Below are 26,363 nucleotides of genomic sequence, written 5' to 3'. Positions count from 1 at the left end.
ACCTTTATCTGTCCATGCCCATATACTGCGGCATGGAACAGGTTATTATGTGGCGAATCGAGTTATTGATACCCGAACAATTCAGAGTTATTTGGGGCATAAAATAAAACATCAAGCGGCTCAACCTTATCCCTGCTTCTTGACACTAGAAAATTCACCAAAAAGTGTACGCTCCTGGTTACGTCGGCTGCGTGCCGAGGTGGAAATTGCGGCTACCCAAGGCTACGACTGGCGAGCAGTAATTGATTCTCTGCGTCCCATGAATCAGAAAATCTGGCAAAAGACTACCGACCGAGGAACAGCAACGTTTTTTGCGTCATTTGACACCCTATTGGGATGTGCATCGTCACCGCATTGCCCCAAGAGTGGCGGATGTTGTAACCCAAATGCTGGATTCTGGTCAACTCACAATCTCTGCCGGGCGGATTCGGGAATATCAAGCTTTGTCGGGCGGTGTAGCAGTGACTGTGTGCCAGCGCAAAACCCAAACTAATAATATCTTGCACGTCCGCCGGGTGGTGAATTGTACAGGGGTAGCAGCAGATTATCGCCGATCGCCTCATCCTTTGATTACTGATTTGCGATCGCAGAAATTAATTCGCCCCAATGCCATCGGTTTAGGATTAGATACAGATACCCACGGTGCTTTATATGCAGCAGACGGTACCGTTTCGACGCTGTTTTATGCCTTGGGAACTCCCCGCAAGGGCGACTTGTGGGAAACTATTGCTGTTCCAGAATTACGGGGACAGGCGCAAGAATTATCTAAGGCGTTGTTGCAGTCGCTACCAGTGCGTGTGCGGACTATTCCGACGATGCCTTTGTTAAGCGAACGCAGTGCAGAGATACCGCAGTCAACTTTCCTATTTCGGCAATTTTTTGACCCTGCAACTAGTAGTTATACTTACTTAATTGGCGATCGGCAGACAGGAGATGCTGTTCTAGTCGATCCTGTATTAGAGCAAGTTGACCGCGATTTGGAATCATTGGATGAATTGGGATTAAAGCTACGCTACTGTCTAGAAACCTTCATGCCGATCATATTACAGGGGCAGGCAAAAAACAGGCTGTGAGGTGATCGTTCCCCAGAATACTGCTGTGACAAAAGCCGATCGCTCCCTTGTCGGTGGCGAAATTCTAGAGGTGGGATCGGTAATCATCGAAACAATTTTTACACCAGGACACAGCGCCAGTCACATAGCATATTTAGTGAACAAAACCCATCTGTTAACTGGTGATGCCTTATTTATTCGTGGTTGTGGACGCACAGATTTTCAGGGAGGTGATCCTGGAACTTTATATGATGTGGTGACACAACGCTTATTCACCTTGCCAGATGATACCTTGGTATATCCTGCCCATGACTATAAAGGACGCACAGTTTCCACCATTGGCGAAGAAAAGCGGCTTAATCCCAGATTTAGCGAACGCAGCCGTAGTCAATTCATTACTATCATGAATAATCTCAAATTGAGTTATCCCCAGAAGATGAATGCAACAGTACCGGCGAATGAATACTGTGGTGATTTTATTCCTTAAGAAAGCTTAGATTCAGCTACGAGTTCGGCAACAGATGAAGAACAAAAACAAATAGAACTCACAGTCATGACTAATACAGAAATTTACAATGATTACTTTGCTATGTATATCTAGAGCAGGATGAAAATGAAATTGGTGAAAAAAGGTGGTGGATATAACAGTTGAAAGTCCCTGGTGTAGTTGCAAAACTTAATAAGCTGTTATTGATTGATCAAAATTTTTCCACCCAGGGACGCAATTCCACTTCCCATGTCCAAGCATTGCGAGGTTGGCGGAGAATGCTCAGGTAAGTTTGAGCGATCGCATCTGGATCGAGTAAACTATCTGGTTGATCGTCTGGTTCTATCCGGGTAGCAGAACGAATTCCTCCATCAATCACAAAATGCGCCACATGGATATTCTGAGGAGCCAATTCGCGGGCAATGCTTTGAGCCAAACCCCGTAAAGCAAATTTACCCATTGCAAACGGTGCAGACTGAGCATAACCCTTAACACTGGCGGAAGCACCTGTAAAAAAGATAGCTCCTCCACCCGCAGCTAACTGACGTTTTGCCGCCGCCTGTGCTACTAAAAAGCCACCATACGCAGTAATTTCTAGTGTTTTGGCAACATCGGCTGGGTCAAGTTCCACAAATGAACCCCGAACGCGCCAGCTAGGATTATACACAACTAATGTTGGTACTCCTAGCTTTTGTTCGACATCTGTAAATAGTTGTTCAACTTCATCTAGTTGAGAAGCATCAGCAGTAAAACTGACGGCTCCGATTTCATCAGACAATGCTTTGAGCTTATCAATTTGCCTTGCTGCTAAAGCAATAGTAAAGCCTTCTTTTGCTAATAAACGGGCTAGTGAGGCACTGAGTCCACTACCAGCCCCAACAATCAATGCAATATTTGCCATACTTTTGATTTTTTCCTCATAATTTCATACAAACTTTCATCCTATAGAGTGATTAGCAATTTGTGATACATTAATAAAAACTACATTAAGCCTATCGATAAACAGTATTTTGTAGTTCATGCACAGTATCATGGAAATTCAATCCAGATCAAGTCTGCTTGGACTCCAAAAATAGAGTAATTACCAATAAATCCATTAATATGACTGAAAAACTTGCACAAACAGAATACCCTGTTCATGACTTCATTCGTAATCGCTGGAGTCCTAGAGCTTTTGCTAACCGTCCCGTTGAACAGGATAAGTTCTTTCTGTGTTAGAAGCGGCTCGTTGGGCCCCTTCTTCTTACAACTATCAGCCTTGGAGTTTTATTGTTGCGACTAAAGAAAACTCGACGGAATATGATCGTTTACTTAGTACTTTGGTTAAGTTCAATCAAGGCTGGGCCAAGAATGCTCCTGTATTGATAATTGCTGTTGCTCAAACCCTCACTGATGATGGAAAAACCAACCGACACGCATTTCATGATGTCGGATTAGCTATTGAAAACTTGGTATTTCAAGCAACTGCGTTGGGTTTATATGTGCATCAAATAGCAGGGTTTAATGTGGATATTGCGAGAAAAGAATATCAGATTCCCAACGGCTATGAACCTGCAACTGCACTTACCGTCGGCTATATAGGCGATCCCCAGAGTCTGAATGATGGGTTACGAGAACGGGAACTAGCACCCTGTGTTCGCAAATCGTTAAAGGAATTTGTCTTTACGGGAAAGTGGGGTGAGAGTTCATCTTTACTCTAGTAGTAGTAAGGAAAACTGTTAACTAGATTATGCGATCGCTGTCTGCTCGTGATAGATGAGTAATCAGCAATATCCTCAGTAATTCATCATTTAACATGGTATAAAGGATTAATGCATGATCAAACTAATCTTACCTATAGAGCTTGCTGCCGAGATTGAGCCACATCTACCATCGGATACAAAATTTGTGCGGGTAGATAGTGATGGTAATTTTGATGGTGATGCTAGTGATGCTGAAGTTTATCTCAGTGGGTTAGAATTGAAGCCCACGACTCTACATAAGGTGCTAGCAGCTGCTCCTAGAATACGTTGGCAACAGACTCCTAGTGCTGGTGTGAATCACATCTTGACACCCATTTTTCTCGAACGTGATATTATCCTCACTAATGGTGCGGGGGTTCATGCAATTCCCATTTCAGAATTTGTCTTAACTTTGATCCTCTATCACGCCAAGCAGTTACGGGAACTGCAAGCAGATCACGATCAACGCAGATGGGAAAAAAGCTGGTTAGTACTACCAGAGTTAGCAAATTCAACTGTGTTAATTCTTGGGACTGGGAATATAGGTCAAGCCATAGCATCTCGCGCTAAAGCATTTGGAGCGAGAGTTTGGGGTGGTCGTCGTCGTCCTGAACCTCTAACAAATTTTGATAAAATCGTCGTGGGTAATGAATGGCACGCATTGTTAACAGAAGTTGACTATCTAGTTGTAGCCACACCTCTGACACCAGAAACCAAAGCCTTAATTGATGAAGCAGTACTGCGATTGCTACCCAGTCATGCTTATTTAATTAATGTGGGTCGTGGTGCGGTTGTGGATGAATCAGCCTTAACTAAGGCTCTCACTGAAGGCTGGATTGCAGGTGCAGGATTAGACACAGTTTCTATTGAACCCTTACCGCCAGAAAGCCCTCTATGGTCATTACCTAACCTCTTGATTACACCTCATACTTCCGCAATTTCCTCAGCATTGAAAGAACGCATTGCCGCCTTGTTTCTCGATAATTTAGAGCGTTACCGAGTCGGTCAGCCTTTAAGAAATGTAGTCAATAAGCAAGCAGGATACTAAATAACCTGAGTTCGGGATAAGAAATCCTCAAAACCCTTGATTTCCCATTGTTCGGTCTGAAGCTCTGTTTTAATCTATTCTCAATAAGGTATATTGTTCATATTAGTCTTATTTGTAAGCCTTGTTGACAAAATGATTCCACTTTAATCACTTCTTATGTCACTTCGAGTTTTGCTCAATCCTTATAGAATAAGCTTTTTAGCTTCTGGCTTAACCCGAACTCAGGTTAAATAAGCTCCTGACTTTTTATCAAAATGAGCAACAGAGATATTTTTACAGTTAGGAAAGTTTCAACCCTCTACTTGCTCTATCTCTACATCCATTCCTTGGTCTAATTCTATGAACTTTGGCCCGGCGATCAGGACTACGATCATCATTAAAAGACTCGTCACCATGATGATGCTCACGACGCTGGGATCTTCAAAATTACTTGTAGCTACTAATAATGCTGCGGCAAAATTACGTTGAGCTGTTCCTACTCCTAGCACTCGTTGGGTATCGATACCAGGGCCGCCCAAAAGATAACCCACGGTAAAGGAGAAGACTATGAAAACGGCACAAACTAAAATTGCACCTGTTTGTAATAAGCCAATGATATCGTTAGTGTGAACTATCAGCCTGACAACCAGACCTAAAAGCAATCCAGCATTAGATAATTTGAACAAAATCGGTTGGATAATGGGGGCGATCGCACTCAATTTTGCTTTGATGAATAACCCAATGATCAATGGGCTAACCATCATTAACAATAAGGGTTTGGCAATGTCCCAGGAGTTAATTTGCACACCTTCCACCACTAAGGGCAATACAATCGGCATATAAAAAATTGTGCCCAGCATTAGCAACATCATTAATCCCACCGAGAAAGCTGTATTGCCTTTGACTATGTGGGCAAGTTTAGGTAGTGCTGGAGGCCCTGATGCTACTGCCATGATCAGTAAGCCATCTCTGATTGGTTCGCTTAAATGTACTACTTGCAATAGTAAATATACAAAAAGTGGCACCAGCACAAAATTTGTCAGCAGCGATGAGATGACTAAGCGAAGGTTGCGGAGTGGTTCCCAAATCTGTTGTACGGTGAGACTTAACCCTGCACCCAGCATGGTGAACACGATAAATGTGAAAAGTGCGAGTTTGTCGATTAATGACAAGATTTCGTTCATGATTTTTTATCTCACGCGGAGGGGATGAGGGGGATGAGGGGGATGAGGAATAAATTACCCCAGTCCCCATTGCCCCTTATCCCCAAAGGGGGCCCCGAGTTCCCCAATGCCCAATCCCTATTACTTCAATTCCAGGGTGACTTGCTGTAAGTTGCCGGTGAATGCAAAGGGTGTTTGGTAAGTATCTACCGCAGGTGTGCCAGTATCTTGACCAACATCAAAGGTTTCATCTAAACCAAATCGGTAGCCTACAGTTTTATCAATGCGGCCTTCGGCAACCTGCTGATCATTGATCAAGAGCTTACCAGTACCGCCTGCTCCCGGAGCACCGCCATCATAAGTAAAGTCAAATTTGATTTGGGATTTGCCGATCACAATTGGTTGAGAAGATTGAATGATTGTGCGATCGCTATTTAACAAGTTGTAAGCAAAGGTGGGTTTACCTTCTTGCAAAAAGAAACTCCAACCCGCAAAACGTCCACCTTGAGTTACTAAAACGCCTTCAGTACCATCTTTGGCAGCATCCACATCGGCAGTAATGCTAAAGGAGCGATTCTTAATATTGGGAGCGCTACCTTCGGGAATCCCTGCAACAGATGTGTAATAAGTAAAGCTATTGCGTCCTGTGATTAGGTTGGAACGGATTTTGACATCAAACCGTTGAAGTAAGCGATCATCCAAGGGCAGAACTTTGTATTTCTTTGCTTCCTTCAGAAATAGATTTTGTAGTTGCGCTAACTTGTCAGGGTTCTGCTTGGCTAAATCGTTGGCTTCACTGAAGTCTTTGGTGATATCGTATAGTTCCCAATTATCTTCATCGAAGGTGGTTTTGGAGACACGCTCCCAAGGTAAGCGTCCATGACGGGCGGCTGCTACCCAACCTCGATCATAAATGCCACGATTGCCAAACATCTCAAAATACTGGGTTGTGTGATGGGATGGTACAGCAGGATCATCAAAGCTATAAACAAGGCTAGTACCTTCGATGGGTTGTTGTTTTACACCGTTGACTAACTCTGGTTCTTCAATTCCCACAGCTTCCAGAATGGTGGGAGTAATATCAATTACATGATGGAATTGGCTCCGCAGTCCACCACGATTTTTGATGCGATCGCCCCAAGCCACAACTAAACCATTGCGAGTTCCGCCGAAGTGAGAAGCAATTTGTTTTGTCCATTGGAAGGGGCTATCCACTGCCCAAGCCCAAGCTGCATGAAAATGATTGAAGGTCTTTGGCCCACCTAAATCATCTAAAGCCGCGAGAACTTCTTGAGGACTTTCTGCTACGTCATTAAAAACTTTTAATTCATTAACACTACCTGTTAAGCCGCCTTCAGCACTCGCACCATTATCCCCGGCGATGAAAAAGACTAAGGTGTTATCTAATTCACCAAGTTGATCAATCGCGTCAATGACTCTACCAATTTGTGCATCGGTATGGCTGAGGAAACCTGCAAATACTTCCGCCTGACGCGCATAAACTTTCTGCTCGGTGGGAGTAAGGGAATCCCAAGCCGGGAGTTCCGCCGGACGAGGAGTCAGCTTAGTATCGGCGGGAATTACACCCAAGGCTAACTGACGAGCAAAGATGTCTTCGCGTAATTTATCCCAACCTTGATCAAATTTACCCTTGTACTTGTCGATCCATTCCTTGGGCGCATGGTGTGGGGCATGGGTTGCGCCAGTGGCAAAGTAGGTAAAGAAGGGTTTATCAGGAGCGATCGCTTGCTGGGTGCGAATCCACTTAATCGCATGGTCTGCTAAATCGGGGGTAAGGTGATAATCAGGGCGATCGCTTGGTTTCTGAATATGTTGGGTATTTTCCACCAAGGCTGGACTCCATTGATTGGTATCACCGCCCAGAAATCCATAGAAGTACTCAAAACCTAAACCTGTCGGCCAGCGATCGAATGGGCCTGCTGCACTGGTTTCATAGTCTGGGGTATTGTGCCATTTGCCAAAGGCCGCTGTGTTATATCCATAGTCTCGCAATACTTCAGCGATCGTTGCCGCACTTCTAGGTAAAATCGCAGTATAACCTGGATAGCCTGTGGCTAACTCCTCAACCACACCTGTATTCACAGAATGGTGATTGCGTCCTGTGAGCAATGCGGCTCTGGTAGGAGAGCAGAGTGCTGTAGTGTGGAATTGGTTATAACGCAATCCTCTTGCTGCTAGACGGTCTAAATTAGGCGTATCGATCAGACCGCCAAAGGTGCTGGTTTGTCCAAAACCGACATCATCAAGCAACACCAGCAACACGTTTGGTGCATTTTCTGGAGCCTTAATTGGTTTGGGGAAATCTGGTTCGGATTCTTTGTAAGTAATGCCAATTTTGCCTTGAAAAGATGCTTGGGGTAATGGCAATTTGTCGCCATAGTCCGCCCAAGCAGGTAGAGGTAAGAGACTAGAAAATATTAGCGTTAGGGCTGTCAAAAAGGCGATCGCACCAGAAGTTAACTTCAGAGATTCATACAAAGAATCTCTTTTGTGAGGATCAGTCATACAGTTTTGGATTTTAGATTTTGGATTTTGGATTTATAAGTAGTGTGCTGGAGGGCAAATTTTTAACTAACCGAAACCCGATATGAGTAGTTCCTGTATCGGGTGATTCTGACTCTCGCGCCGCCGGACGGAAGCGGCTACAGTAATTAGGAGCGCAGAGATACGATCCCCCCTTGATTACGTGTAGTTCTGATTCATCGGGCTTGTTGGGATCAAAGCGTTGATTTAAGGCAATAGGATTAATTTGATAGGATTTGCGATCGCGTCCGACTTGAAAGAAATCAGTAGTCCATTCCCAAACATTGCCGGTCATGTCATAGAGTCCATAACCATTGGGTGCAAAAGAACCGACGGGAGCAATGCCCAAGTGACCATCGGCTTTGGTGTTGAAAAAGGGAAAAATTCCTTGCCAAGTGTTGGCTCTATGTTCAGAATATTCATTGCCCCAAGTGTATGTTGCACTATCCAAGCCACCACGGGCGGCGTATTCCCATTGCGCTTCGGTAGGTAGGGATTTTCCTAACCATTTGGCGTAGGCTAGAGCATCTTCGTAAGCTATGTGAACAACTGGGTAGTTGGATTTGCTAGCGATCGCACTGTCTGGCCCAAATGGATGTTGCCAATTCGCGCCAGTAGTCCAATGCCACCAACTCAGAAAGGAAACTTGCTTGACACCTGGTTTTGCCATCTCAAACACTAAGGAACCCGGTAATCGCTGCTCATCGGGTAAATCGGGAAACTGTTCTTGAGATAAGGGACGCTCTGCAACTGTCACATATCCTGTGGCTTTGACAAATTCATCAAATTGTGCGTTTGTTACCTCATATTTATCAATACAGAAGTTAGTCACCGTTACATCTCCAGGCGATCGCTCTTCTACAAAACTGGAATTATCAGACCCCATTTTGAACGTTCCTCCTGAAATCATCGCCATCCCTTGGGGACAGGGATTGACTGTGGCTGCTAATGCGGTTGTATTGATGAATAAGAGTGCGATCGCTATTCCCGCAATGAATATTAGTGTGAGAAAGTAAGGTTTTTTTCCATCTCTAATATTCTCAATTTTGCTACTTCTAATTGAATGCCTGTAGTTCATCAATAAGATTTAACTTTTATTCAGATTTATATCATTTTGGATTTTAGATGAACAATCCCCCCTTTCGGTGTATTTTTCGGTAATCTATTTCTTGCATTACATTATTTTTTGTCGAAAAATCTGTATTTTATAACAATAAGTTTTAAGAAAATTTTCAATCTTTGATACTAAAGAAACTGTTAACTCTAAACTCAGGCTAATTTACAATAAATATCTTTATTCCTGTTAAAGGACTTCTAAGAAATAAATTACCAAAATAAACGTAGACGCATTTGCGGAGCGTCTCGTCACAGGCTACCACAGAGGCAAGGCAGCGTGGTCTTGGGGTCTCCCCAAGTGGAGCATCTGGCGTAGTTTCCCCCATGAGCGACTGCCGCACAGAAAAATGAGAAAGAGAGAGTTTTTGAGCTATTTTTTTATTTGGAATTTCATAAAATACTAAAAACAGATTGACTTACCGATGTTTATCGAATATTGATAAATTACAGCTTGTGAAAACATAAGTCAAGCACTATATATATTTAGCTACGAAAAAGCTTAACATCACCTCAGTCAGATATTGGTGTAGCCACAAAACCAGTTTTGATACCCCTCTTAAACCCAGTTTTTTCGTAAAACTGGAGTACTTCCTTGGTTTGCCTTCCACTTAGGAGCATTACTTTGTAACAATTATGACTCCATGCAGATTGTAAAGCATGATGTATCAGGCACTTTCCTACACCTTGGCGACGATAATCGGGATGAGTAATTACATTCTCAATTAGTCCATAGGGACGAGCGCCTCGCGTCAGATTAGGGACAATCACCAAAATACAAGAGGCAATTAAGTTTCCCTCCCAGTCTGCTACAAAGCAATTAATCTTGCGATCGCTCAATATTTCGTTCCATATTTTCTCAAGAGTTGATGCGTCAGGTAAGGGAGCATCCATTGGATTCAGATGTTTGTACAGGTTTAGCAGTGCTGATAATTCATCTTGCTTAACGCTGCGTATTGAAATATCCATAATTTATGCCAGGTTTTAAATTGCTTTGTAAACCCATATTTCAAACTTAGCCTCAGAGGATAGATTAGTTTTTAAAGAGCCATAATGATTGACACAAAGTTCTTCAAATTCATTTATTACTTGATGAAATATATCATCTGATACTCGCCAACATAAACCGTATGCTCGTGCTTTGAAAAAACTTAGTAGCTCTTCAACTGTATTGCTAACTCTCCATTCCTTAGCTACGAAGTAATTTGAAACGTAACCTTTTTGCTGTAAATATCCTTCTACATCTATCTTGTTTGTTGCTATATTAATGCTGGGCGACTTTTGCTTTGTTCCTTCATACTTAGATAGTATATCTCGAAAATATCTTTCAAATTCTCGTCTGGCTGGTGGGGTAATCCACTGACAATTGAGATAAAAGCCTCTAAACTTCAGTACTCGATCAATGTTGTCTAAAAATACTCTCCAATCAGAGACAGTATGGATCATGTGGACAGTCAAAACAACATCAAAACTGTTGTTTGGAAAAGTTAATTGTGAAGCATCGCCGTGAATCAGTTTCAGATTAGAAGGAGTGACATTTAATTTTTGACGGAACTGATCGAGCATTTCTTGAGAAGCATCAATTCCTGTCACAGAATAACCCCGTTTGACAAGAGGAATAACATTTAACCCTGTGCCAACACCTGGTTCTAAAAAAGAGGTTTCAGGCGTGGCACAAGTCAGCTTAAGAATAAAGTCGGCGACTTCCTCTGCGACTGATTCTGTTAGCCAGCGTGTTTGGTCATAGATTTGGGCAATATAGTCATAGTAGTTGGACTTTTTCATATCTCAGATGGATGTGGAAGACTGAAAAGAATGAAGGTTTAAATTTAAACGCAACCAAGCAATCTACACTAACTTAGGCAGAGTATTCTGTTGACTCCAACCCTGAGAGATATATCGCACTACACTATCCGCTTGATTGGAATAAATTACATGGGTTGCGTAGCGTTTTAATTCTACAGTTGCATTGGCAACAGCGATTGCACAATCAGCTATGCGAAACATTTCAATATCATTGTTATGATCCCCAAATACAATCAACTTCTTGCTACTCAATCCATAGGTTTTTTGTAGAGTAACGATTGCTTGAGCTTTAGTTGCTTTATGACTATAAATTGTTAGCCAGTACCAGCCAGGAGAATAACTATTTTCAAAATGATAGGTTTCTATTCTATCACCATATCTTTCATGGATAGCGATTTCTAATTCAGAGAGAATATCAGTCTGGTTAATAATGGTAATACAAACGATTTGGTCGCGGAATGAATCGGTCAATTCAAATAGCGATCGCAATCTTTTATCTTGATGAAATAATCGATCATCAAGATACCACTGCATTCCTTCATTGATAATCTCGTTGTAATAACAGCAATCTTCTAAACCATTAAAGCTTGAAATAAAAGGAATACATTTAAAGTTGCAAATTAGCTGGTATATATCATCAATTATCTCTGGCTCAATGCTGTTGATAATCTCGTGACGACCAGAAACTAAATCAGAAATAAAAGCTCCATTGAATTCTATAATTGGCAGAGGCAGTTTTAAACCATGCAAGGCTGTCCTCATAGAAAACACACTACGCGCACTAGCGACTGTAAATAGCAGTCCGCCCTCCAATAGTTCCTGCAACTTGCCTTTAGTAAATTCTGATAGAACTGCTTTGTTAGTGAGCAGAGTACCATCTAAATCTGAAATATAGATTGTGTTATTCATATATATTTGAGTTATCTAGACATTGTAAAATGCAGTTTTATAAACCGAAAATCTTCTGACATAAAGCTCATATTTTTAAGATTTAATCTCTGAAAAATACTGAATATAAATTAAAGTAGATCAGACAGTTGATACATAAAGTGAAAAACACACGCTCCACATTCTTCGAGTTCAATAGCTTCACTTTGACTGCTGTAACCTAAAACTTTCATGCCAGCAGTAATACCTGCACGTACACCCAAAATACTATCTTCCACAACAGTACAAAATTGAGCGTTAACTTCCAAGTTTTCAGCTGCATATAAAAATAAATTAGGTGCAGGTTTCGAACTACCATCATAATGAGCTAGTACCTCATCTAAAAGCAGGTTTTGTAAATTGGACTTGTCTGACATGAATTTTCCTCTTTTTAAGATTTAATCTATGAAAACCTCTGTGACTAAATAGCAAACAGTTTTCCTCTTGGACAAAGTGCAGATTCAATAGAAGCACGCCTTGCTAAACTCCATATTGTGGCTTGGTTTGCTGTGACTACAGGAATATTCAAATCATCCTCTAATTCCTCAATCACCTCAAATGTTCTTCATGCCGTATAGGGCAACACAATAGCATCTGCACCTTTGTGAGATACCTCTTTGATAAAAGTTGCGGCTTCATTGGGTAACTGATGCCAAAGGTAATTCTTTTTTGCTAATTCTTTTGAGCGTTCGTCACCTTTAAGCCCCACTATTTCAAAAGGTGCTTCACTCAAAAAAGTTTTTAGCGTTTGGTTATTCCATTCTGGATAAGGAGTGACTACAGAAATTTTCTTAATCTTTAGATATGCCAAGGCTTCTAATAGAGCCAGAGCAGGCACAACAACAGGTACTCCTAGCGCCTGCGTCAAACGTTGCTCTAATTGTTCGGCAAAAACTCGCCCTCGGTAAAATGTTGCTGTTGTGAAACCGTATGCCCCAAAATGTACCCCGGCTCTAGCTAATTTTTCTACTTCCTTAACAGCTTCTTCATTGATGTCATTCATTGATTCATAGCTCTCATAAGCGTGTGAGCGTTGAGCAATCACGCGATGGCTATGAATACTGACTTGACTGGAAAAAACAGAGTTAAAGTCAGGCTCAAAGGTAGTGTTGCCTGCGGGTACTAGCAAGCCAAGACGGATCTACCTATTAGAGTCAGCTTTCGAGTACATATAATTAATACCTCTTTTTGACAAGCCTGATTATGTCTAAATATTTATTTAGTTACACTAATAATTAGGTATACATATTTTCAGTAAGACTGTATGATATATAAACTACGTTAAATCGACCGATAAACTGTAATATATCATCTAACTGACATAGATATCTGCCAGTCAATTATTTAACTGCACTAATCAACACATCTGGCTTTTGTCTTATTGCTTTAGTTGGAGTTGTGCAATCTCAAATAGTCTGCATCCACGATGATTACAAGGAAAAGATTTCATGAGCAACATACAACTGTACTTCGCCAAAGCCTCTACTTTCTCTCAACGGACTCGTGTAGTCTTACTGGAAAAAGGTATTGACTTCACCCCGGTAGAAATTGACTTACAGAACAAACCAGATGGGTACACACAGATTTCCCACTATGGCAAAGTCCCAGCTATCAAACATGGGGATGTTGAAATTTACGAGTCTGCCATCATCAATGAATATCTAGATGAAGTCTTCCCAAAGCCACCTTTGTTACCCCGCGATCCCGCAGCTAAAGCGCTCGCTCGCATCTGGATAGACTACGCCAATACTCGCCTTGTCCCAGCTTTTAATAAATTGCTGCGCGGTAAAAATAGCCAAGAACAAGAACAAGGACGAAGAGAGTTCACGGAAGCACTTCTATATATTGAACAAGAAGGATTAGGCAAAGGTAATTACTTGTTAGGAGATCAGTTTAGCCTTGTTGATATCAGCTTCTATCCTTGGTTTGAACGTTTACCACTCTTAGAACACTTCCATAAGTTCACATTACCAGCAGAAACACCTCGTTTGCAGACATGGTGGAACAGCTTAAGCCATCGCTCCTCAATTCAAACAGTAGCAAACCCTGTGGACTTCTATTTGCAAAGATTTGCCAAAGTTCTCGGTGAACCTGTTCCCGTTGGTGCAGCACAAAAATAGGACACACAGGCGTGGTGATGAGAGTGAATCCTTAACTGTTGAATATTGACCAAAAATTAACCAAAATCCAAAATGGGATGACCTATGAGCTTAAATAACCAAGTTCTAGATAGACCAATTTCCCAAGAACTGCCATACGTAGAGGCTAACCTCAGCTACCTGGTTCCAATGGCAGAAAAACCTATTAACTATACTTACGAACCACCGCCAGGGATTCCCCGCACGAATGCAACTTATCAGACACACAAACTGCCAATTTACAATGCTCGTTCTATCTCAGAGAATACCTCATTAGATCGAGAAGGATTCACCTTTACTGGACATAATACTAATGTCCGCAACTTTTACGATGAAGACGAAGTACGCCGCGTCTACTATCCAGAAGCCGAGCAATTGTTAAAAGAAGTAACAGGTGCAACAAAGGTAGTGATATTCGATCACACCCTGCGTAATGCCAGCCAGTCAAAGCCAGGTAAGAATAATATTAAGGAACCTGCCTTGCGCGTACACAACGACTTCACCGCCAAATCCGGCTATACTCGCGCCCATTTGGAACTCGCAGCGCGAGGTATAGATAACATTGATGCGCTACTAAAACAACGATTTGCGATCATCAATGTTTGGCGAGCGATCGCACAACCAATTCAAGAGTCACCCTTAGCAGTGTGTGACGCACAAAGTATCGCACCTACAGACATTGTGGCTGGTGATTTAGTGTACCGTGATCGCGTCGGTGAAACATACGGAATCACGTATAATGCCAACCATAAATGGTTCTACTTCCCGCAAATGCACAGAGACGAAGCACTATTTATTAAATGCTTTGACTCCGCAGAAGACGGATATGCGCGTTTTGCCGGCCATACAGCCTTTGAAGACCCCACCAGCCCAGCCAACGCTCCCCCACGAGAAAGCATCGAACTACGAACATTCGTCTTTTACCCCGCATAGATCGCAAAAACTTCTCTGAGTTACGCTTGTGGGTGATATTCCTGTAGGTATTGATGGTAAGCAGAGTCAGGCTATTAAGGGAGATTCTTCTGACGTGAGGCAGTGACTGCGTAATAGGGACTCGCGTAAAAATAAAAGAAATAATTAAGACTGGGTGCGTTAGGTGGAGACTGCATTCATTATGCCGCTTGCTGAAATAGAGCCGAATCCAGTTATTGCTGCACTTCCCAAGGCAGACTTACACATCCATCAGGAGTGGTCGCAGCGCCTTGACCGGGTATTGGCGCGGCGCGAGGGGCGGACATCCTATAATTGGCGGGGTTTAGCAGAACAACTGATGACTGAAACACCGCCTGGAATGCAGCGCCTCCGATACCTGGCTAGCATTTTCCCCGTAGCGCGAGATGTCGATGCCGAACCAGAAAACTTCATCGCACGGATTGAGGATTTGCTAGACGAAGCGGCAGCAGACGGAGCCGTTTTGGTAGAAGTTCGTTTTGGTAACGAGGCGGTACTAAGACCAGACTTTATGGGATTGTTTCGAGAAGCCGAGCGTCGTGTTCAAACGAGATATCCGCAGATCCGCGCTGAAGCAATTTTCACTTTCCTACTAGGACGGTTTGATCGCGATCGCCTTGAGCTACTTTTACAAGCTTGTATTCAGGCAGCAGATGAGGGGCTAGGCGGTATAGATTTCCTGTACGAACCGTATGACACTGAGGCGGATTGGACAACTGCTTATCACATCGCAGAGCAGGCTGCTGCGGTGGGGCTAGGTATTACCGCGCACGCAGGCGAATTCTCCACTGCCAATATTGCTGCTGCTCTGCGCGTCCCAGGATTGACCCGGATCGGTCACGCAACACAGGCTGTTCGTGACCCGCAGTTGTTAGAACTGCTGGCAACGAGCGGCGTTACCGTTGAGTGTTCCCTTAGTTGTAACGTTGTCCTGGGAGCCGTCGCTTCTTATACAGAGCATCCGGTTCGGCAGCTTGTGGAGTCTGGTATTGCGATCGCTCTTTGTACAGATGATCCTGTCCAAATCTGTACTACCATTGGGCGAGAGTATACAGTAGCCCATGCCCTCGGTTTTTCTGCTACTGAATTGCTTGGCATAACTCGTAATGCCATCAAGGTAGCATTTACATCACGGGAGCGACGAAACGAACTCCTAACCGAGTTGAGCCAATGGGGTAATGCTGATTCAGCAGATTCCTAAAGATAATTAGTAATTCGTAGTTAAGATTTCAATTACGAGTTATTTGCTCTTGGAATAATAATAATTACGAATTACGGATTACGAATTATGTCTGCCTCCGCTATTCTGTTTGATTTAGATGGGACTTTGACAGATCCCAAACCTGGTATTACTCGGTGTATTCAGTTTGCTTTATCTGAACTCGGTTATAGACCACCCGATGCTAATGAATTACATTGGTGTATTGGCCCTCCAATCAAAGACAGTTTTTCGCTGCTACTGAAAACTTTAGATGACACAGTTTTAGAACAAGCTATTTCACTTTATCGTAGCCGCTTTGCCACGATAGGATTATTTGAAAACTCCCTTTATCCCCAGATTTCAGAAACCTTAGACGCTATTCGTTTTGCTGGTTATAAAACTTTTGTTGCAACTTCTAAACCACATATTTATGCTAGACAGATTATCGAACATTTTGGCTTGTCGTCGCTTTTCAATGGAGTTTACGGGAGTAAACTTGACGGCACGCGGAGTGTAAAAGCTGACTTAATTTATCACATCTTAGTTACAGAACAGCTTTCACCTTCTCATGTGGTTATGGTAGGCGATCGCTCTCACGATATGATTGGAGCCAAGCACAATGATGTGACTGCAATTGGTGTCACTTACGGCTACGGAACTGAGGAGGAGTTAAAAACTCATGGTGCTGACTTGATTGCCCATTCTCCAGATGATATTCCCAGATTAATTGTTCACGGCTATGTTACATCCCAAAATTAGAAAAGCAAAAGAATCAGATGCACAAGGGCTTTTTAAAATTATTAGAGAATTAGGTTGGTTTGTATGGGTGAATTCAACGTTTCAGGAAACAACTGTCGCCCAAATTCAGCAGCACATTACTCAGTGTCATCAAAATGATAGCCACTCTATTTATGTGGCTGAAAATGCTGAAAATGATGTAATAGGATATGTTGCAGTTCATTGGCTACCTTGTCCGTTTCTCCCCAAACTCCAAGGTTATATTTCTGAGTTATTCATCCAAAAAGCTGATCGTGGTCAAGGTATTGGCAAAACTCTGTTAGCAACCGTCATATCAGAGGCAAAAATCCGAGAATGTTCAGTACCCATGCTGCTGAATCACAAAGAGCGAGAATCCTATCAACGGGAATTTTACCGTAAACAGGGTTGGGTCGAACGTGAAACAGTTGCTAACTTTATTTATCCATTAAATGCGCGATCGCACTCTCACTAAAAAAACAGGATTCAGGAAAGTGGATTCATTTAATTGGAATTTATTAAACTCTAAATATGTTGTCAAAGATAGATGGATCTCAGAGCGATGGTCTAACCCGGGCGGTTAGACCATCGCTCTTGACGCTGAACTTCATTGGCGATGTCTGCGGCGGTAAACTACGCAGCACTGCATGCATTAAGGACAATCGCTTGCCCTGTCTCTCCACTGTTTAATAGCTTTAAAATCTGTAACGCTTATCCTGCACAGCTTAAAGCTTTCCTTAGTGCCATTCGTGTCTCTAATTCCGAAAATCCTAGCTGCAAAAGCACAGGAAATTATTAAATAGAATTGAATACTACGGTAAATCTATCGGAATAATGTATAATATTTTAGTTCTACTCCCAGCACAGGAATGTTGCGATCAGAATATTGGCAAAATTCCAAAGGAAACAGGCGAGTGTGAACACCACCTTACAGATCAAACTCTGGAGAATCTACATGGGCTACAAACATATAGAAGTTAAACAAGTTGCTGGTTTCATCGGTGCCGAAATCGGTAGCGTAGACCTTTCCCGTCCTCTTTCTGACGAGCAAGTACAAGAAATCCGTAAAGCGTTATTGAAATGGAAAGTTGTGTTCTTTCGTGGTCAGAACATTGATCATGCTGCTCAGGTTGAGTTCACATCTCGTTTTGGTGAAGTAACTTTCGCGCATCCACTCGGAGAGCCTGAACCAGTATCGGGATTCCCACAGATTAAACCCGTAGATCGTAAGCTCTATGAGAAGCAGTACGGTTTTCGCACTGGTGGCCCTTGGCACACAGACGTAACGGCAGCTATTAACCCACCAGCAGGGTCAATTTTACGCGCGGTTAATGTTACTAGCTTCGGTGGTGACACTCAGTGGAGTAATCTAGTTGCGGCTTATGAGGGACTGTCAGCACCCCTACGGGCGCTAGCAGACACGTTGAAAGCTGAACATCGCTTTAATGGGGGCGGGTATCAGCCCCGCAACGGCAAATTCGACGAGCGCATTGCTGTTAATCCACTAGTCTCAATCCACCCAGTAGTCAGGGTTCATCCTGAGACTGGCGAACGTGCGTTGTTCGTTAACCCTGGCTTTACCTCGCACATTATTGACGTGTCACCACAAGAGAGCAAACTGTTACTTGAGTTGTTCTTCAACCAAATTACCAAACCTGCTTACACCACCCGTTTCCGTTGGAACAATGGTGATATCGCGTTCTGGGATAACCGCGCCACTGTGCATTTAGCTCCTCAAGATTTAGATCATTTGGATGTCGAGCGTCTGTTATATCGCACCACCATTACTGGTGATGTTCCAGTTGGAGTTGATGGTTTCCGCTCCCAAGTGATTCAAGGTGAGGTGTTCAACGCGGAAGTACCAACTGTCTTCAAGCAGAAAGCTGAGTCTAAGGAACCACAACCAGTGCTTTCGTAAATCTGAGTTCTGTTAGCTTTCTTGTTTACGAGAGACCGTCTAATTCCCCCTTAAAAAGGGGGAATTAGACGGTAAGAATATCTTTTTCAGAGCATGGATATATATATCGCAGTTTTTAAAGAAGAAAATGAAAGTCTAAGTCCTTCTTTTTAAGGAGGCTCTAAAAATATCTCCTTTTTCTCTTTAAAAAACTTTCAAACATCTTTTTAGAGAGAAAAGAGAGATAGTATAACACTGCCTAAACTTTTGCCTAAATGTATCAACATTAATATCAAGTGACCGATTATGAAAAAAGTGCAAATTGGCAAATATTCTATATCGAGACGTGATTTACTCTACGCCTTCTATGGATTAGTTTCTTTTACGACTTTAGTCAGTTGTGGTACAAACAAGACCAGTATCGGCAATAGCAGTGCCAGTAACACTAATATTATTAAGGGCAGTAGTAGTACTAAAGTTGTTCGGCTTGGCTACCAAGTTTCAGGGGATCTAACTCATGAAAAAGGCGTAATTGAAAAACGTTTAGCTCCTCAAGGAATAGGTGTTACTTGGTCTCAATTTGTGTCCGGGCCACCTCTCTTAGAAGCCTTAAATGTGGGTAGTATCGACATGGGGCTAACCGGTGAAACGCCACCTATTTTTGCTCAGGCAGCTGGTACCAATCTAATTTATGTAGTTAATATGCCGCCAGGTACTGGAGAAGGTTCTGCAATTGTTGTGCTAAAGGATTCTCCAATCCAAACATTGGCAGGTCTTAAAGGTAAAAAAGTTGCTTATTCTAGAGGGACGGCTCAGACCTATTTTGTGGCGAAAGCGTTTGAAGAGATAGGGCTAAAACTCAGTGATATTGAATCAGTGAATCTACCCATTGCAGATGGCCGAGCAGCATTTTTGAACAAGACGGTTGATGCCTTTGTAGAAGGTGACCCTAGTCTGATAAAGCTGCAACGGGAAGGCATTATTCGGGTCTTACGAGACGCGCAAGGAATTAAGACGCCAGGAAGTTATTACCTAGCTTCACGAGATTTTGCAATTAATAATACTGAACTCTTAAAAGCAATTTTGTCAGAGTACTACCAAGTTGGGCAGTGGGCAAACAAAAACAGGCGGGCTGCTGCCGAAATCCTCGCACCGAAGGTCAAGACTGATGTCGATACTATGGAGTTGACGCTGACGAGAAGAAAATATGACATGAAACCAATTACTGAGGAAGTAATTAGCGCTCAACAAAAAGTTGCGGATCTTTTGTATGAACTGAAACTTGTGCCAAAACAAGTCGATGTTAAAAGAGCAACCTTAACTGCCCAACAGTATGCAGCGATTACACCGGATGCCGTTAGGAATAGGGCTTAACGTCTAAATCAACAAGTTTGGTACAAAACCAGACGCGATGCCCTTCGACAGGCTCAGGGTAAGACCTGCGGCAGTAAACTACGCAATTATCCGAAAATCATTAGTGAAACTAAATATTAGTTAGCCTAAAATTTAGTATAACACAGTATAATTCCGCTAATGAAAATTTGGAATAGACAACTAGGCGATCGCGTAAGTAATATCATTTACCAATATTTACCCGCCTTTCGCTGGCGTAATTTTCGCCTGTTTTTTGGAGGACAGTTACTATCAATGTCTGGGACATTTATGACCCAGCAGTTAACTATTCCTTGGCTGGTATACGAATTGACTCAATCGGCTTGGTTGTTGGGAGTTGCGGGCTTTGTACAATTTTTACCGACGTTATTAGTGATTCCATTTTCGGGCGTATTGTCTGATCGCTGGAGTCGTCGTGACTTGTTAATGGTGGTGCAGATATTGGGAATTAGCGTTTCCCTGGCTTTAACGATTCTTACCTTTACCAATTGGATTACGTTTCCCATCCTATTGGTACTGAGTGTTCTCAATGGTTTCCTCAAGGGATTAGACATGCCCGTGCGCCATACAATCGTCACCGAAACCGTAGACGAGCGCGCTGATTGGAGTAATGCGATCGCTTTGAATTCAGTGATGTTAAGTTCCTCGCTGGTATTGGGGCCCGCTATGGGCGGGATTTTGATTGCGACGCTAGGGGTGAAATATTGTTTTCTCTACGATACCCTCAGCTATATCCCTGCCATCTTTACCCTGCTAGCGATGCGGCTGAAAGTCAGACAGATGCAAGCCCTTACGGGCATTAGCGATACTTTGGAGAAATTGCGGGAGGGCTTTGAATATGTCTCGAAATTCCAGCCGATTAGAGTAATTTTATTAATGCTAGCGTTACATGGTTTCGTCGGGATGTCTCATGTTGCGCTCATGCCTGTTTTTGCAGCAAAGATTCTCAATGGAAACGCAACAACGATGGCTCACCTCAGCACTTCAGCACCGATTGGCTCGTTGTTTGCTTGTTTGTATCTAAGTGTCAGACGAGGGATTGTAGGCTTAGAGCGTTTGATTGTAGTCGCTCAAGTTTTGATTGGGATGAGTTTGATATTCTTTTCACTATCGCGTCAAGTTTGGCTATCTATAATTATTCTGGTATTTGTAGGCTGCTTTTCTATCCTCAACATTACCAGTAGTAATATGATTATTCAAACCCTAGTTACCGAGGATAAGCGTGGACGGGTAATGAGTTTTTACGCCCTAGCAATGGTGGGTACAATGCCCTTTGGAAATTTGTTAGCTGGGACTTTGGCAGATAATTTTGGTGCGACTAATGCCTTGATTGTCTGTGGTAGTCTGATTATTTTAGGTGCGCTCTGGTTCTCTGCACAATTGCCAGCAGTAAGCCGTTGGATTGCTCGCTAAACAAGTCGCTTCTCTTTGTACAACAAAGCAGATATTTGGAAAACAAGCATCTTCCACTACACCTTAAAAGTGTAGTGGAAGACGATTAATTACATCAGCTTGGCAGAAGAAAGTTGCGCCTATAGCTGATAGCTGATTTTTTCATCCCAAGGGGCAGGTTTGCTAACTTGCTCCCATATAGGACTATACAAGGCTTCATGTAGTTCGCGTGCTAGTACCACCAAACCTGCATAACCAGCGTAAGCATGGTGACGTTCATGGTTAATGTCTAAAAAAGGAATTCCCGTTTTGAGCGCTGTATATTTATTGCTAGCCCCAGTAATCAACACATCAGTTTTTGTTTGGTGTAATACCTTTAATAAAGCCTGGGGAGTTGTATCAGACAAAAGCATTGCATCTGCACCAAGATATTGTTTAATTTTAGCTTTCTCCTCTTCTGTTGTTTTGCCATCCGTAGCTGCAACAACTTCCATTCCCAAATCTTGGGCTGCTAAAATAAGCGACCAACTTTTCACACCACCAGTAGAAAGAATAATCCGCTTACCTTTTAAATCAGCAAGGTAAGTATCTAGAGCAATATCTAAAGCAGCATTTTCTTGGACAATTAACTTTTCTGTACGTTCTTGCAGTTCAGAGGCAATAACACTATCTCCCAAGGATATACTTAATTTGGTCGCAACATTTCGCAAGCAATCGTTTAAGTTGGTAGCACTATAGAACGATTCTTCAATATAAGGAATTCCATAGCGTTCCGCCATAGTTTGAGCCATTTGTATAGCTACATTTGAGCAAAGTACTACATTTAATTTGACGTGATGAGCATAGCAAACTTCTTGATAACGAGCATCACCTGTAATTTTAGAAAGAACGCGAATCCCCATTTTTTGGAATAATGGTAAGATATTCCACGTTTCACCTGCAACATTATAGTCACCAACAATATTAATATCGAATGGTGTAGTAAATTCCGGTTCGGCTGTACCAATGACAGCATTCAATAAAGTTTCATTACCGATGCGATTCCCTAAATTTTTACTACCAAGAAATCCAGGCGCATTTACATAGATAACTGGGATATTAACTTGTTGTGTAGCAAGTTGGCAAACACTATCAATATCATCACCAATCAAAGCAGACAGACAAGTAGCATAAACAAAAATAGCGGCAGGATGATAGCGTTGAGCAACATCCACGATCGCTTTGTACAGTTTCTTTTCTCCACCAAAAACGATATTACCTTCACTAAAGTCAGTAGTAAAAGCAGTTTGGTATAATTGTGAGCCTGATGATAGGCTGCCATGAGTTGCCCAAGGATTGTGAGTACAAGAAACAGCACCATGTACTAAATGAACAGCATCAGAATAGCTCCGACAGAAACCATCGCTCCATCAAAAGGGCAATTTCCTTGGGTTGAACCTGGTTGTGGTGGTTTTGTGCAAGTGAGTTTTTTCTGACCAGTAAATTTAAATTTTTTCTGGTTAGATTTGCAAGGTGTTTCACGAAGTAGTTCGTTAATTGTTACTTAAGTGTTTTTCATGCTTTTCCTCGTGCTAAAAATAAGTACAAAAAAACCAATAATGAAGAGTTATACCAATTCTCCAAAAGGAGGAAACAGATATAAATCACGAAAGTTTTACTGCATCTAAGTTTCTTAATTGCGTTAGCGGAGCGGGGCGTTAGCCCACTGCGAATTGCGAATTGCGAATTGGTATTAACCCAAGTTGCGGGTAATAGAAGACATTAGCTCCGAGAGTGCTTGCTCAATTACAGAAGATGATAACAGTTCTTTAAAAGGTAGTCCCAAACTTTGACTAAATTTTTGCTTGAGAATTTGTACTCGTAGTGTCACAGTGATAGTAGTTATATTTGCTTGCTCGTCTTTAAGAAAGTATTTCATGAACGAGTAAGCTTTTCCTATCTAAAAAATTTTTTGGGCAACCCGCACCGTTACTGCCTCCATTTCACAGCACCTACAAAAAATAGCGATGGGCTAGGCCCCGCCGGAGGCGATCGCAGCTACTCCTTGACTGCTTAATCGCATAAATGCCTGTAATGATTACGGAGCATATCTTAGAGCTTTTCTTAGTGCCATTCTACTCATACCCCATATACTGCATACTGCCAGATGAGACCAACAATGAAGTTCAAAGCCGTGCTGTTGCACCCTCGCTTATGATAGTTGCGTAAGTCCTGGAAGATTTAAAGTCACTTGACGTAGAGAATGAGAAAAGCTGACCGTCTTTTCCAATTAGTGAATCTCATCAGATCTCACCAACCGATTACAGCAGAGCAATTAGCTGAACGGATTGGTGTTTGCGTGCGTACAATTTACCGATATATCGATGATCTTTCGTTGAGTGGCATTCCAGTTTATGGTGAGCCTGGTGTTGGTTACGCCTTGGATGAAGACTTCGAGTTACCGCCCCTAACTTTAACTTATGATGAAATCGCCGCTTTGATGTTAGGGGTCGAGATGCTGTCGCGCTCGACCGGGGCTGACTTAGCAGCAGCGGCAAAAACGCTGTTGAGTAAAATTGGAGCGGTGTTGCCGCCACGCAGCTTTGATCCGACTCGCACACCTGTTCGGGCGCTTGGTGAGATTCCAAACGACCAAAGCTTAAGACATTGGAACGACCTTTATCGGAGCATTCAACAGCAACAAGCCGTCGAAATTATGTATTTGAGCTTGAATGAGCAACTGTCTCAAAGGGTTGTGTTCCCGTTGGGGCTATTTTACTGGGGTGGAAAATGGACAGTTGGAACATGGTGCATCCTCAGAAACGCTTACAGGGATTTTCGTGTTGATCGCATCCAAAATCTCGATTTTGCTTCAGATGTTGAATCTCCAGACCAAGAGATCAGTCTTGACCTATACACGAAGTTTCAGCTCGAGCGAATAAAAGCATCTGGCTTCCACTGACAGGATGCTGTCAGGAGTAGGGCTTTATGCTGAGTAACGCCTAAGAATTTGTTAAGGAGCCAATTTCGCTGTGTTTGAGACATTTCCTAACTTCTGGACTCCAGTATTGCCCGTTGCTGAAATTGGACTGGCTCCTATTGCAGTTGAATTAGCTGGCGAATCGCTAGTTCTATTTCGTCATTCAGCCGATCAGTTTGCGGCATTCCTTGATCGTTGTCCTCATCGCGGTGTTCCTCTCTCACGCGGACAAGTCACAGAAGATGGTTGCCTTGAATGTCCCTATCATGGTTGGCGTTTTGCACCAGATGGTGCTTGTACTTATGTTCCTTTCAACTCACTTAATCCAGTTCAACGCTCAAAACTGTCAGTCGTAAGGTTGCCGACAAGGGTGATTGCAGGGATATTGTGGGTCTTTACGGGAATTGGAAACGTGCCAGAACCGCAGTTGCCGTTGAGCTTATTGAAACCAAACGATCGCTACGTGATTCACCACGAAATTTGGAATGCACATTGGACAAGAGCAATCGATATATCGCTGGACTATCTACATATTCCTTTTGTCCATCGCAATTCATTTGGTGGCGAATTCCATGACCCAGTACACCAAAATGCGAGCGCACAAATCAGCGTTACTTCAACAACAGATGGAATGGCAGTCACGAATCAACTCAATACCTTACCTTATGGAATTGAGATTGATTGGCATCAGCCCAACAACGTTGTTCTCAAGTTAGATCTAGGCGGGATGCCCTTGCGTCCTCATTTGTTTGCCATTCCGATCAATACCCAACAAATGCGATTTATGCAGGTTGTTCTGCCCAACTCTGGGATTGATCAGAGTAACTTTGACTTTGATGAGTTTTTTGCAGCATCTCTCGACGATCGCACGATGGTTGAGTCACAAATCGGTGAAGTCCCCAATACAAGTGAAGGATGTAACGTGCCTACTGATGAACCCTCACTGCGGTTTCGTCGTTGGTACTACCGCACAGTGAAAAATAAGAGAACGGAGGCTATTCAAAGCACGAGTGCTGGTTGATGTCATCGCTACGTGGGAGGAGCATTGTCAAAAGAGGCAGGGGAGCAGGGAGCTCTTAGCAGGGGAGAGAGACTGAAACGGAGCTTGTACTCCGCCTCAGCAAGAGCGCCCTGCAAGGGCGGGGCAACTCTTGGAGACGCTCCGCGAACATACCTATGTTCCGCACCGAAAAGCGCGTTGGGGAAAGGGCTTGCTCCCCCTGCTAAGAGCCCCCTTCCCCCTGCCTCTTCGGTGAACCGGGGGCTGGCGCTTGGGATACCTGGGGAAGCGACGCTATCGAGTTCCTGGATAGAGTTAATTGGAGTGATGCTGATGGGTTAAATCAACGATTTGCGCTTTAATGCATGAGTGCGATCGCTCACTGTACTGAGTGTCTTCTTTAAGAGTTATTCGATAACCTACGCTCTCTTGATTGACCGACTAAGTAGAAGTATTACTTGTCTTGTTTAAATTTTATATTCTAGCTAGAATACAAAAACCATGTTCTAACTAGAATATGAATAATCAAAATCCACAACTTGATTTAATCTCAAAGCTTGTCGCCGAAAGGCTCACCAACAAACAACAAGCATCATCAGCCCTAACTGTCTAATTAGTATACAAAGCAGATAAGCTAGAGAAAGCAGCTACTAGCAGTAAAAATTAGTGATAGCCAAGTTGCCTCGCCATCGCCCAGAACGAAAATTTAGTAATAGCAAGCGAATAATATTAGAATGTTTGCTCATTGAATGTGTCCATTGTGGGACAGAGTTAGTGCTACGCAGACCAAGGCATATGCGTAAAACAGTTCAAACAATGGATGGTGCAGTGTTTGTG

27 protein-coding genes and 1 pseudogene are annotated in these 26,363 nt (G+C 42.8%); 16 read left to right on the top strand and 12 right to left on the bottom strand.

Going from position 1 to position 26,363, the window contains the following annotated elements; genetic code table 11:
• Positions 1-49: 49 nt before the first annotated feature.
• From HCR01_RS40535 to HCR01_RS40525, 3 genes are read left to right on the top strand one after another with little or no spacing between them, the layout of a single operon-like run.
• Entirely contained in the window at positions 50-493 is a 444-nt protein-coding gene (locus HCR01_RS40535; protein ID WP_320073188.1) for a hypothetical protein, read from the top strand.
• On the top strand, positions 387-1,073 hold the full coding sequence (locus HCR01_RS40530) for a hypothetical protein (protein ID WP_320073187.1): 687 nt from the start codon (positions 387-389) through the stop codon (positions 1,071-1,073). The genes HCR01_RS40535 and HCR01_RS40530 overlap by 107 nt, the downstream gene beginning before the upstream one ends.
• 1 nt (position 1,074) lies before the next feature.
• Entirely contained in the window at positions 1,075-1,539 is a 465-nt protein-coding gene (locus HCR01_RS40525; RefSeq protein ID WP_320073186.1) for an MBL fold metallo-hydrolase, read from the top strand.
• 211 nt (positions 1,540-1,750) lie between these two features.
• Here HCR01_RS40525 and HCR01_RS27235 read toward each other — a convergent pair whose 3' ends face one another.
• Positions 1,751-2,440, bottom strand: a complete 690-nt coding sequence (locus tag HCR01_RS27235) for an SDR family NAD(P)-dependent oxidoreductase (RefSeq protein WP_193199172.1) — start codon at positions 2,438-2,440, stop codon at positions 1,751-1,753.
• A 310-nt stretch (positions 2,441-2,750) separates the two neighbouring features.
• Between HCR01_RS27235 and HCR01_RS27230 the strand changes: the two genes are divergently transcribed.
• Both HCR01_RS27230 and HCR01_RS27225 read left to right on the top strand, forming a co-directional pair.
• On the top strand, positions 2,751-3,239 hold the full coding sequence (locus HCR01_RS27230) for a nitroreductase family protein (protein ID WP_320073185.1): 489 nt from the start codon (positions 2,751-2,753) through the stop codon (positions 3,237-3,239).
• Positions 3,240-3,354: 115 nt separating this feature from the next.
• Positions 3,355-4,308, top strand: a complete 954-nt coding sequence (locus tag HCR01_RS27225) for a D-2-hydroxyacid dehydrogenase (protein WP_193199171.1) — start codon at positions 3,355-3,357, stop codon at positions 4,306-4,308.
• A 290-nt stretch (positions 4,309-4,598) separates the two neighbouring features.
• Here HCR01_RS27225 and HCR01_RS27220 read toward each other — a convergent pair whose 3' ends face one another.
• The 3 genes from HCR01_RS27220 to HCR01_RS27210 form a co-directional block, all read right to left on the bottom strand.
• Complete coding sequence (locus HCR01_RS27220; protein ID WP_193199170.1) at positions 4,599-5,471, bottom strand: bile acid:sodium symporter family protein; 873 nt, start codon at positions 5,469-5,471, stop codon at positions 4,599-4,601.
• A gap of 120 nt (positions 5,472-5,591) precedes the next feature.
• Complete coding sequence (locus HCR01_RS27215; protein WP_193199169.1) at positions 5,592-7,976, bottom strand: arylsulfatase; 2,385 nt, start codon at positions 7,974-7,976, stop codon at positions 5,592-5,594.
• A 13-nt stretch (positions 7,977-7,989) separates the two neighbouring features.
• Entirely contained in the window at positions 7,990-8,880 is an 891-nt protein-coding gene (locus HCR01_RS27210) for a formylglycine-generating enzyme family protein (protein ID WP_264299946.1), read from the bottom strand.
• 1 nt (position 8,881) lies between these two features.
• Here HCR01_RS27210 and HCR01_RS40145 point away from each other — a divergent pair, with 1 nt between their 5' ends.
• On the top strand, positions 8,882-9,010 hold the full coding sequence (locus HCR01_RS40145) for a hypothetical protein (protein ID WP_264299945.1): 129 nt from the start codon (positions 8,882-8,884) through the stop codon (positions 9,008-9,010).
• Between the two features lie 610 nt (positions 9,011-9,620).
• Here HCR01_RS40145 and HCR01_RS27205 read toward each other — a convergent pair.
• The 6 genes from HCR01_RS27205 to HCR01_RS27185 all read right to left on the bottom strand — a co-directional run bounded on the left by HCR01_RS27205 (position 9,621) and on the right by HCR01_RS27185 (position 12,969).
• Complete coding sequence (locus HCR01_RS27205) at positions 9,621-10,076, bottom strand: GNAT family N-acetyltransferase (RefSeq protein WP_193199167.1); 456 nt, start codon at positions 10,074-10,076, stop codon at positions 9,621-9,623.
• A gap of 15 nt (positions 10,077-10,091) precedes the next feature.
• Positions 10,092-10,892 carry a class I SAM-dependent methyltransferase gene (locus HCR01_RS27200; protein ID WP_193199166.1) on the bottom strand — a complete coding sequence of 267 codons (801 nt, stop codon included), beginning with the start codon at positions 10,890-10,892 and terminating at the stop codon, positions 10,092-10,094.
• 63 nt (positions 10,893-10,955) lie between these two features.
• Positions 10,956-11,822, bottom strand: a complete 867-nt coding sequence (locus HCR01_RS27195) for an HAD-IIB family hydrolase (protein ID WP_193199165.1) — start codon at positions 11,820-11,822, stop codon at positions 10,956-10,958.
• A 110-nt stretch (positions 11,823-11,932) separates the two neighbouring features.
• Positions 11,933-12,217 (bottom strand): HAD-IA family hydrolase, encoded by a 285-nt coding sequence (locus HCR01_RS27190; protein WP_193199164.1) that lies wholly within the window; start codon positions 12,215-12,217, stop codon positions 11,933-11,935.
• 44 nt (positions 12,218-12,261) lie between these two features.
• A complete protein-coding gene (locus HCR01_RS40140; RefSeq protein WP_264299944.1) occupies positions 12,262-12,393 on the bottom strand; it encodes a hypothetical protein in 132 nt (43 codons plus the stop codon).
• A gap of 12 nt (positions 12,394-12,405) precedes the next feature.
• Entirely contained in the window at positions 12,406-12,969 is a 564-nt protein-coding gene (locus HCR01_RS27185) for an aspartate/glutamate racemase family protein (RefSeq protein ID WP_193199163.1), read from the bottom strand.
• Positions 12,970-13,288: 319 nt separating this feature from the next.
• Between HCR01_RS27185 and HCR01_RS27180 the strand changes: the two genes are divergently transcribed.
• The 8 genes from HCR01_RS27180 to HCR01_RS27145 all read left to right on the top strand — a co-directional run bounded on the left by HCR01_RS27180 (position 13,289) and on the right by HCR01_RS27145 (position 21,588).
• Positions 13,289-13,960: a glutathione S-transferase family protein gene (locus HCR01_RS27180; protein ID WP_193199162.1), complete on the top strand. Its 672-nt coding sequence runs from the start codon at positions 13,289-13,291 to the stop codon at positions 13,958-13,960.
• An 84-nt stretch (positions 13,961-14,044) separates the two neighbouring features.
• Positions 14,045-14,911 carry a CmcJ/NvfI family oxidoreductase gene (locus HCR01_RS27175; RefSeq protein ID WP_193199161.1) on the top strand — a complete coding sequence of 289 codons (867 nt, stop codon included), beginning with the start codon at positions 14,045-14,047 and terminating at the stop codon, positions 14,909-14,911.
• A 181-nt stretch (positions 14,912-15,092) separates the two neighbouring features.
• Positions 15,093-16,130, top strand: a complete 1,038-nt coding sequence (locus tag HCR01_RS27170) for a hypothetical protein (protein ID WP_193199160.1) — start codon at positions 15,093-15,095, stop codon at positions 16,128-16,130.
• 87 nt (positions 16,131-16,217) lie between these two features.
• Positions 16,218-16,889: an HAD family hydrolase gene (locus HCR01_RS27165; protein ID WP_193199159.1), complete on the top strand. Its 672-nt coding sequence runs from the start codon at positions 16,218-16,220 to the stop codon at positions 16,887-16,889.
• Complete coding sequence (locus HCR01_RS27160; protein WP_193199158.1) at positions 16,870-17,361, top strand: GNAT family N-acetyltransferase; 492 nt, start codon at positions 16,870-16,872, stop codon at positions 17,359-17,361. The genes HCR01_RS27165 and HCR01_RS27160 overlap by 20 nt, the downstream gene beginning before the upstream one ends.
• 441 nt (positions 17,362-17,802) lie before the next feature.
• Entirely contained in the window at positions 17,803-18,804 is a 1,002-nt protein-coding gene (locus HCR01_RS27155) for a TauD/TfdA dioxygenase family protein (protein ID WP_320073184.1), read from the top strand.
• Positions 18,805-19,089: 285 nt separating this feature from the next.
• Positions 19,090-20,157 carry an aliphatic sulfonate ABC transporter substrate-binding protein gene (locus HCR01_RS27150; protein WP_193199157.1) on the top strand — a complete coding sequence of 356 codons (1,068 nt, stop codon included), beginning with the start codon at positions 19,090-19,092 and terminating at the stop codon, positions 20,155-20,157.
• Positions 20,158-20,316: 159 nt separating this feature from the next.
• On the top strand, positions 20,317-21,588 hold the full coding sequence (locus HCR01_RS27145; protein ID WP_193199156.1) for an MFS transporter: 1,272 nt from the start codon (positions 20,317-20,319) through the stop codon (positions 21,586-21,588).
• Between the two features lie 119 nt (positions 21,589-21,707).
• On the opposite strand, the pseudogene nifE reads toward HCR01_RS27145, so the two are convergent.
• Together nifE and HCR01_RS27135 are read right to left on the bottom strand one after the other, a co-directional pair.
• Positions 21,708-23,104 (bottom strand): annotated as a pseudogene (gene nifE, locus HCR01_RS27140) (nitrogenase iron-molybdenum cofactor biosynthesis protein NifE).
• Between the two features lie 195 nt (positions 23,105-23,299).
• The gene (locus tag HCR01_RS27135) at positions 23,300-23,485 is read right to left on the bottom strand and encodes a hypothetical protein (RefSeq protein ID WP_193199155.1); all 186 of its coding nucleotides are present in this window, start codon (positions 23,483-23,485) and stop codon (positions 23,300-23,302) included.
• Positions 23,486-23,809: 324 nt separating this feature from the next.
• Between HCR01_RS27135 and HCR01_RS27130 the strand changes: the two genes are divergently transcribed.
• On the top strand, positions 23,810-24,508 hold the full coding sequence (locus tag HCR01_RS27130) for a helix-turn-helix transcriptional regulator (RefSeq protein ID WP_193199154.1): 699 nt from the start codon (positions 23,810-23,812) through the stop codon (positions 24,506-24,508).
• Between the two features lie 70 nt (positions 24,509-24,578).
• Positions 24,579-25,547, top strand: coding sequence for a Rieske 2Fe-2S domain-containing protein (locus tag HCR01_RS27125; protein WP_193199153.1), 969 nt, complete (start codon positions 24,579-24,581; stop codon positions 25,545-25,547).
• Positions 25,548-26,363 lie beyond the last annotated feature (816 nt).

The organism is Nostoc sp. MG11, from assembly GCF_014904695.1.
Classification (GTDB): Bacteria; Cyanobacteriota; Cyanobacteriia; order Cyanobacteriales; family Nostocaceae; genus Komarekiella.
Note: the sequence above shows the minus strand (reverse complement) of the source record. Positions and strands in the feature narration are given on the sequence as shown.

What these genes read in the sequence shown, in the direction of transcription:
- HCR01_RS27210 (WP_264299946.1), bottom strand. Translation starts at nt 8,880, where the DNA reads ATGGGGTCTGATAATTCCAGTTTTGTAGAAGAGCGATCGCCTGGAGAT.
- HCR01_RS27215 (WP_193199169.1), bottom strand. Translation starts at nt 7,976, where the DNA reads ATGACTGATCCTCACAAAAGAGATTCTTTGTATGAATCTCTGAAGTTA.
- HCR01_RS27200 (WP_193199166.1), bottom strand. Translation starts at nt 10,892, where the DNA reads ATGAAAAAGTCCAACTACTATGACTATATTGCCCAAATCTATGACCAA.
- HCR01_RS27205 (WP_193199167.1), bottom strand. Translation starts at nt 10,076, where the DNA reads ATGGATATTTCAATACGCAGCGTTAAGCAAGATGAATTATCAGCACTG.
- HCR01_RS27180 (WP_193199162.1), top strand. Translation starts at nt 13,289, where the DNA reads ATGAGCAACATACAACTGTACTTCGCCAAAGCCTCTACTTTCTCTCAA.
- HCR01_RS27170 (WP_193199160.1), top strand. Translation starts at nt 15,093, where the DNA reads ATGCCGCTTGCTGAAATAGAGCCGAATCCAGTTATTGCTGCACTTCCC.
- HCR01_RS27235 (WP_193199172.1), bottom strand. Translation starts at nt 2,440, where the DNA reads ATGGCAAATATTGCATTGATTGTTGGGGCTGGTAGTGGACTCAGTGCC.
- HCR01_RS27130 (WP_193199154.1), top strand. Translation starts at nt 23,810, where the DNA reads ATGAGAAAAGCTGACCGTCTTTTCCAATTAGTGAATCTCATCAGATCT.
- HCR01_RS27150 (WP_193199157.1), top strand. Translation starts at nt 19,090, where the DNA reads ATGAAAAAAGTGCAAATTGGCAAATATTCTATATCGAGACGTGATTTA.
- HCR01_RS27160 (WP_193199158.1), top strand. Translation starts at nt 16,870, where the DNA reads ATGTTACATCCCAAAATTAGAAAAGCAAAAGAATCAGATGCACAAGGG.
- HCR01_RS27190 (WP_193199164.1), bottom strand. Translation starts at nt 12,217, where the DNA reads ATGTCAGACAAGTCCAATTTACAAAACCTGCTTTTAGATGAGGTACTA.
- HCR01_RS27225 (WP_193199171.1), top strand. Translation starts at nt 3,355, where the DNA reads ATGATCAAACTAATCTTACCTATAGAGCTTGCTGCCGAGATTGAGCCA.
- HCR01_RS27145 (WP_193199156.1), top strand. Translation starts at nt 20,317, where the DNA reads ATGAAAATTTGGAATAGACAACTAGGCGATCGCGTAAGTAATATCATT.
- HCR01_RS27165 (WP_193199159.1), top strand. Translation starts at nt 16,218, where the DNA reads ATGTCTGCCTCCGCTATTCTGTTTGATTTAGATGGGACTTTGACAGAT.
- HCR01_RS40530 (WP_320073187.1), top strand. Translation starts at nt 387, where the DNA reads ATGCTGGATTCTGGTCAACTCACAATCTCTGCCGGGCGGATTCGGGAA.
- HCR01_RS27175 (WP_193199161.1), top strand. Translation starts at nt 14,045, where the DNA reads ATGAGCTTAAATAACCAAGTTCTAGATAGACCAATTTCCCAAGAACTG.
- HCR01_RS27195 (WP_193199165.1), bottom strand. Translation starts at nt 11,822, where the DNA reads ATGAATAACACAATCTATATTTCAGATTTAGATGGTACTCTGCTCACT.
- HCR01_RS27220 (WP_193199170.1), bottom strand. Translation starts at nt 5,471, where the DNA reads ATGAACGAAATCTTGTCATTAATCGACAAACTCGCACTTTTCACATTT.
- HCR01_RS27135 (WP_193199155.1), bottom strand. Translation starts at nt 23,485, where the DNA reads ATGAAATACTTTCTTAAAGACGAGCAAGCAAATATAACTACTATCACT.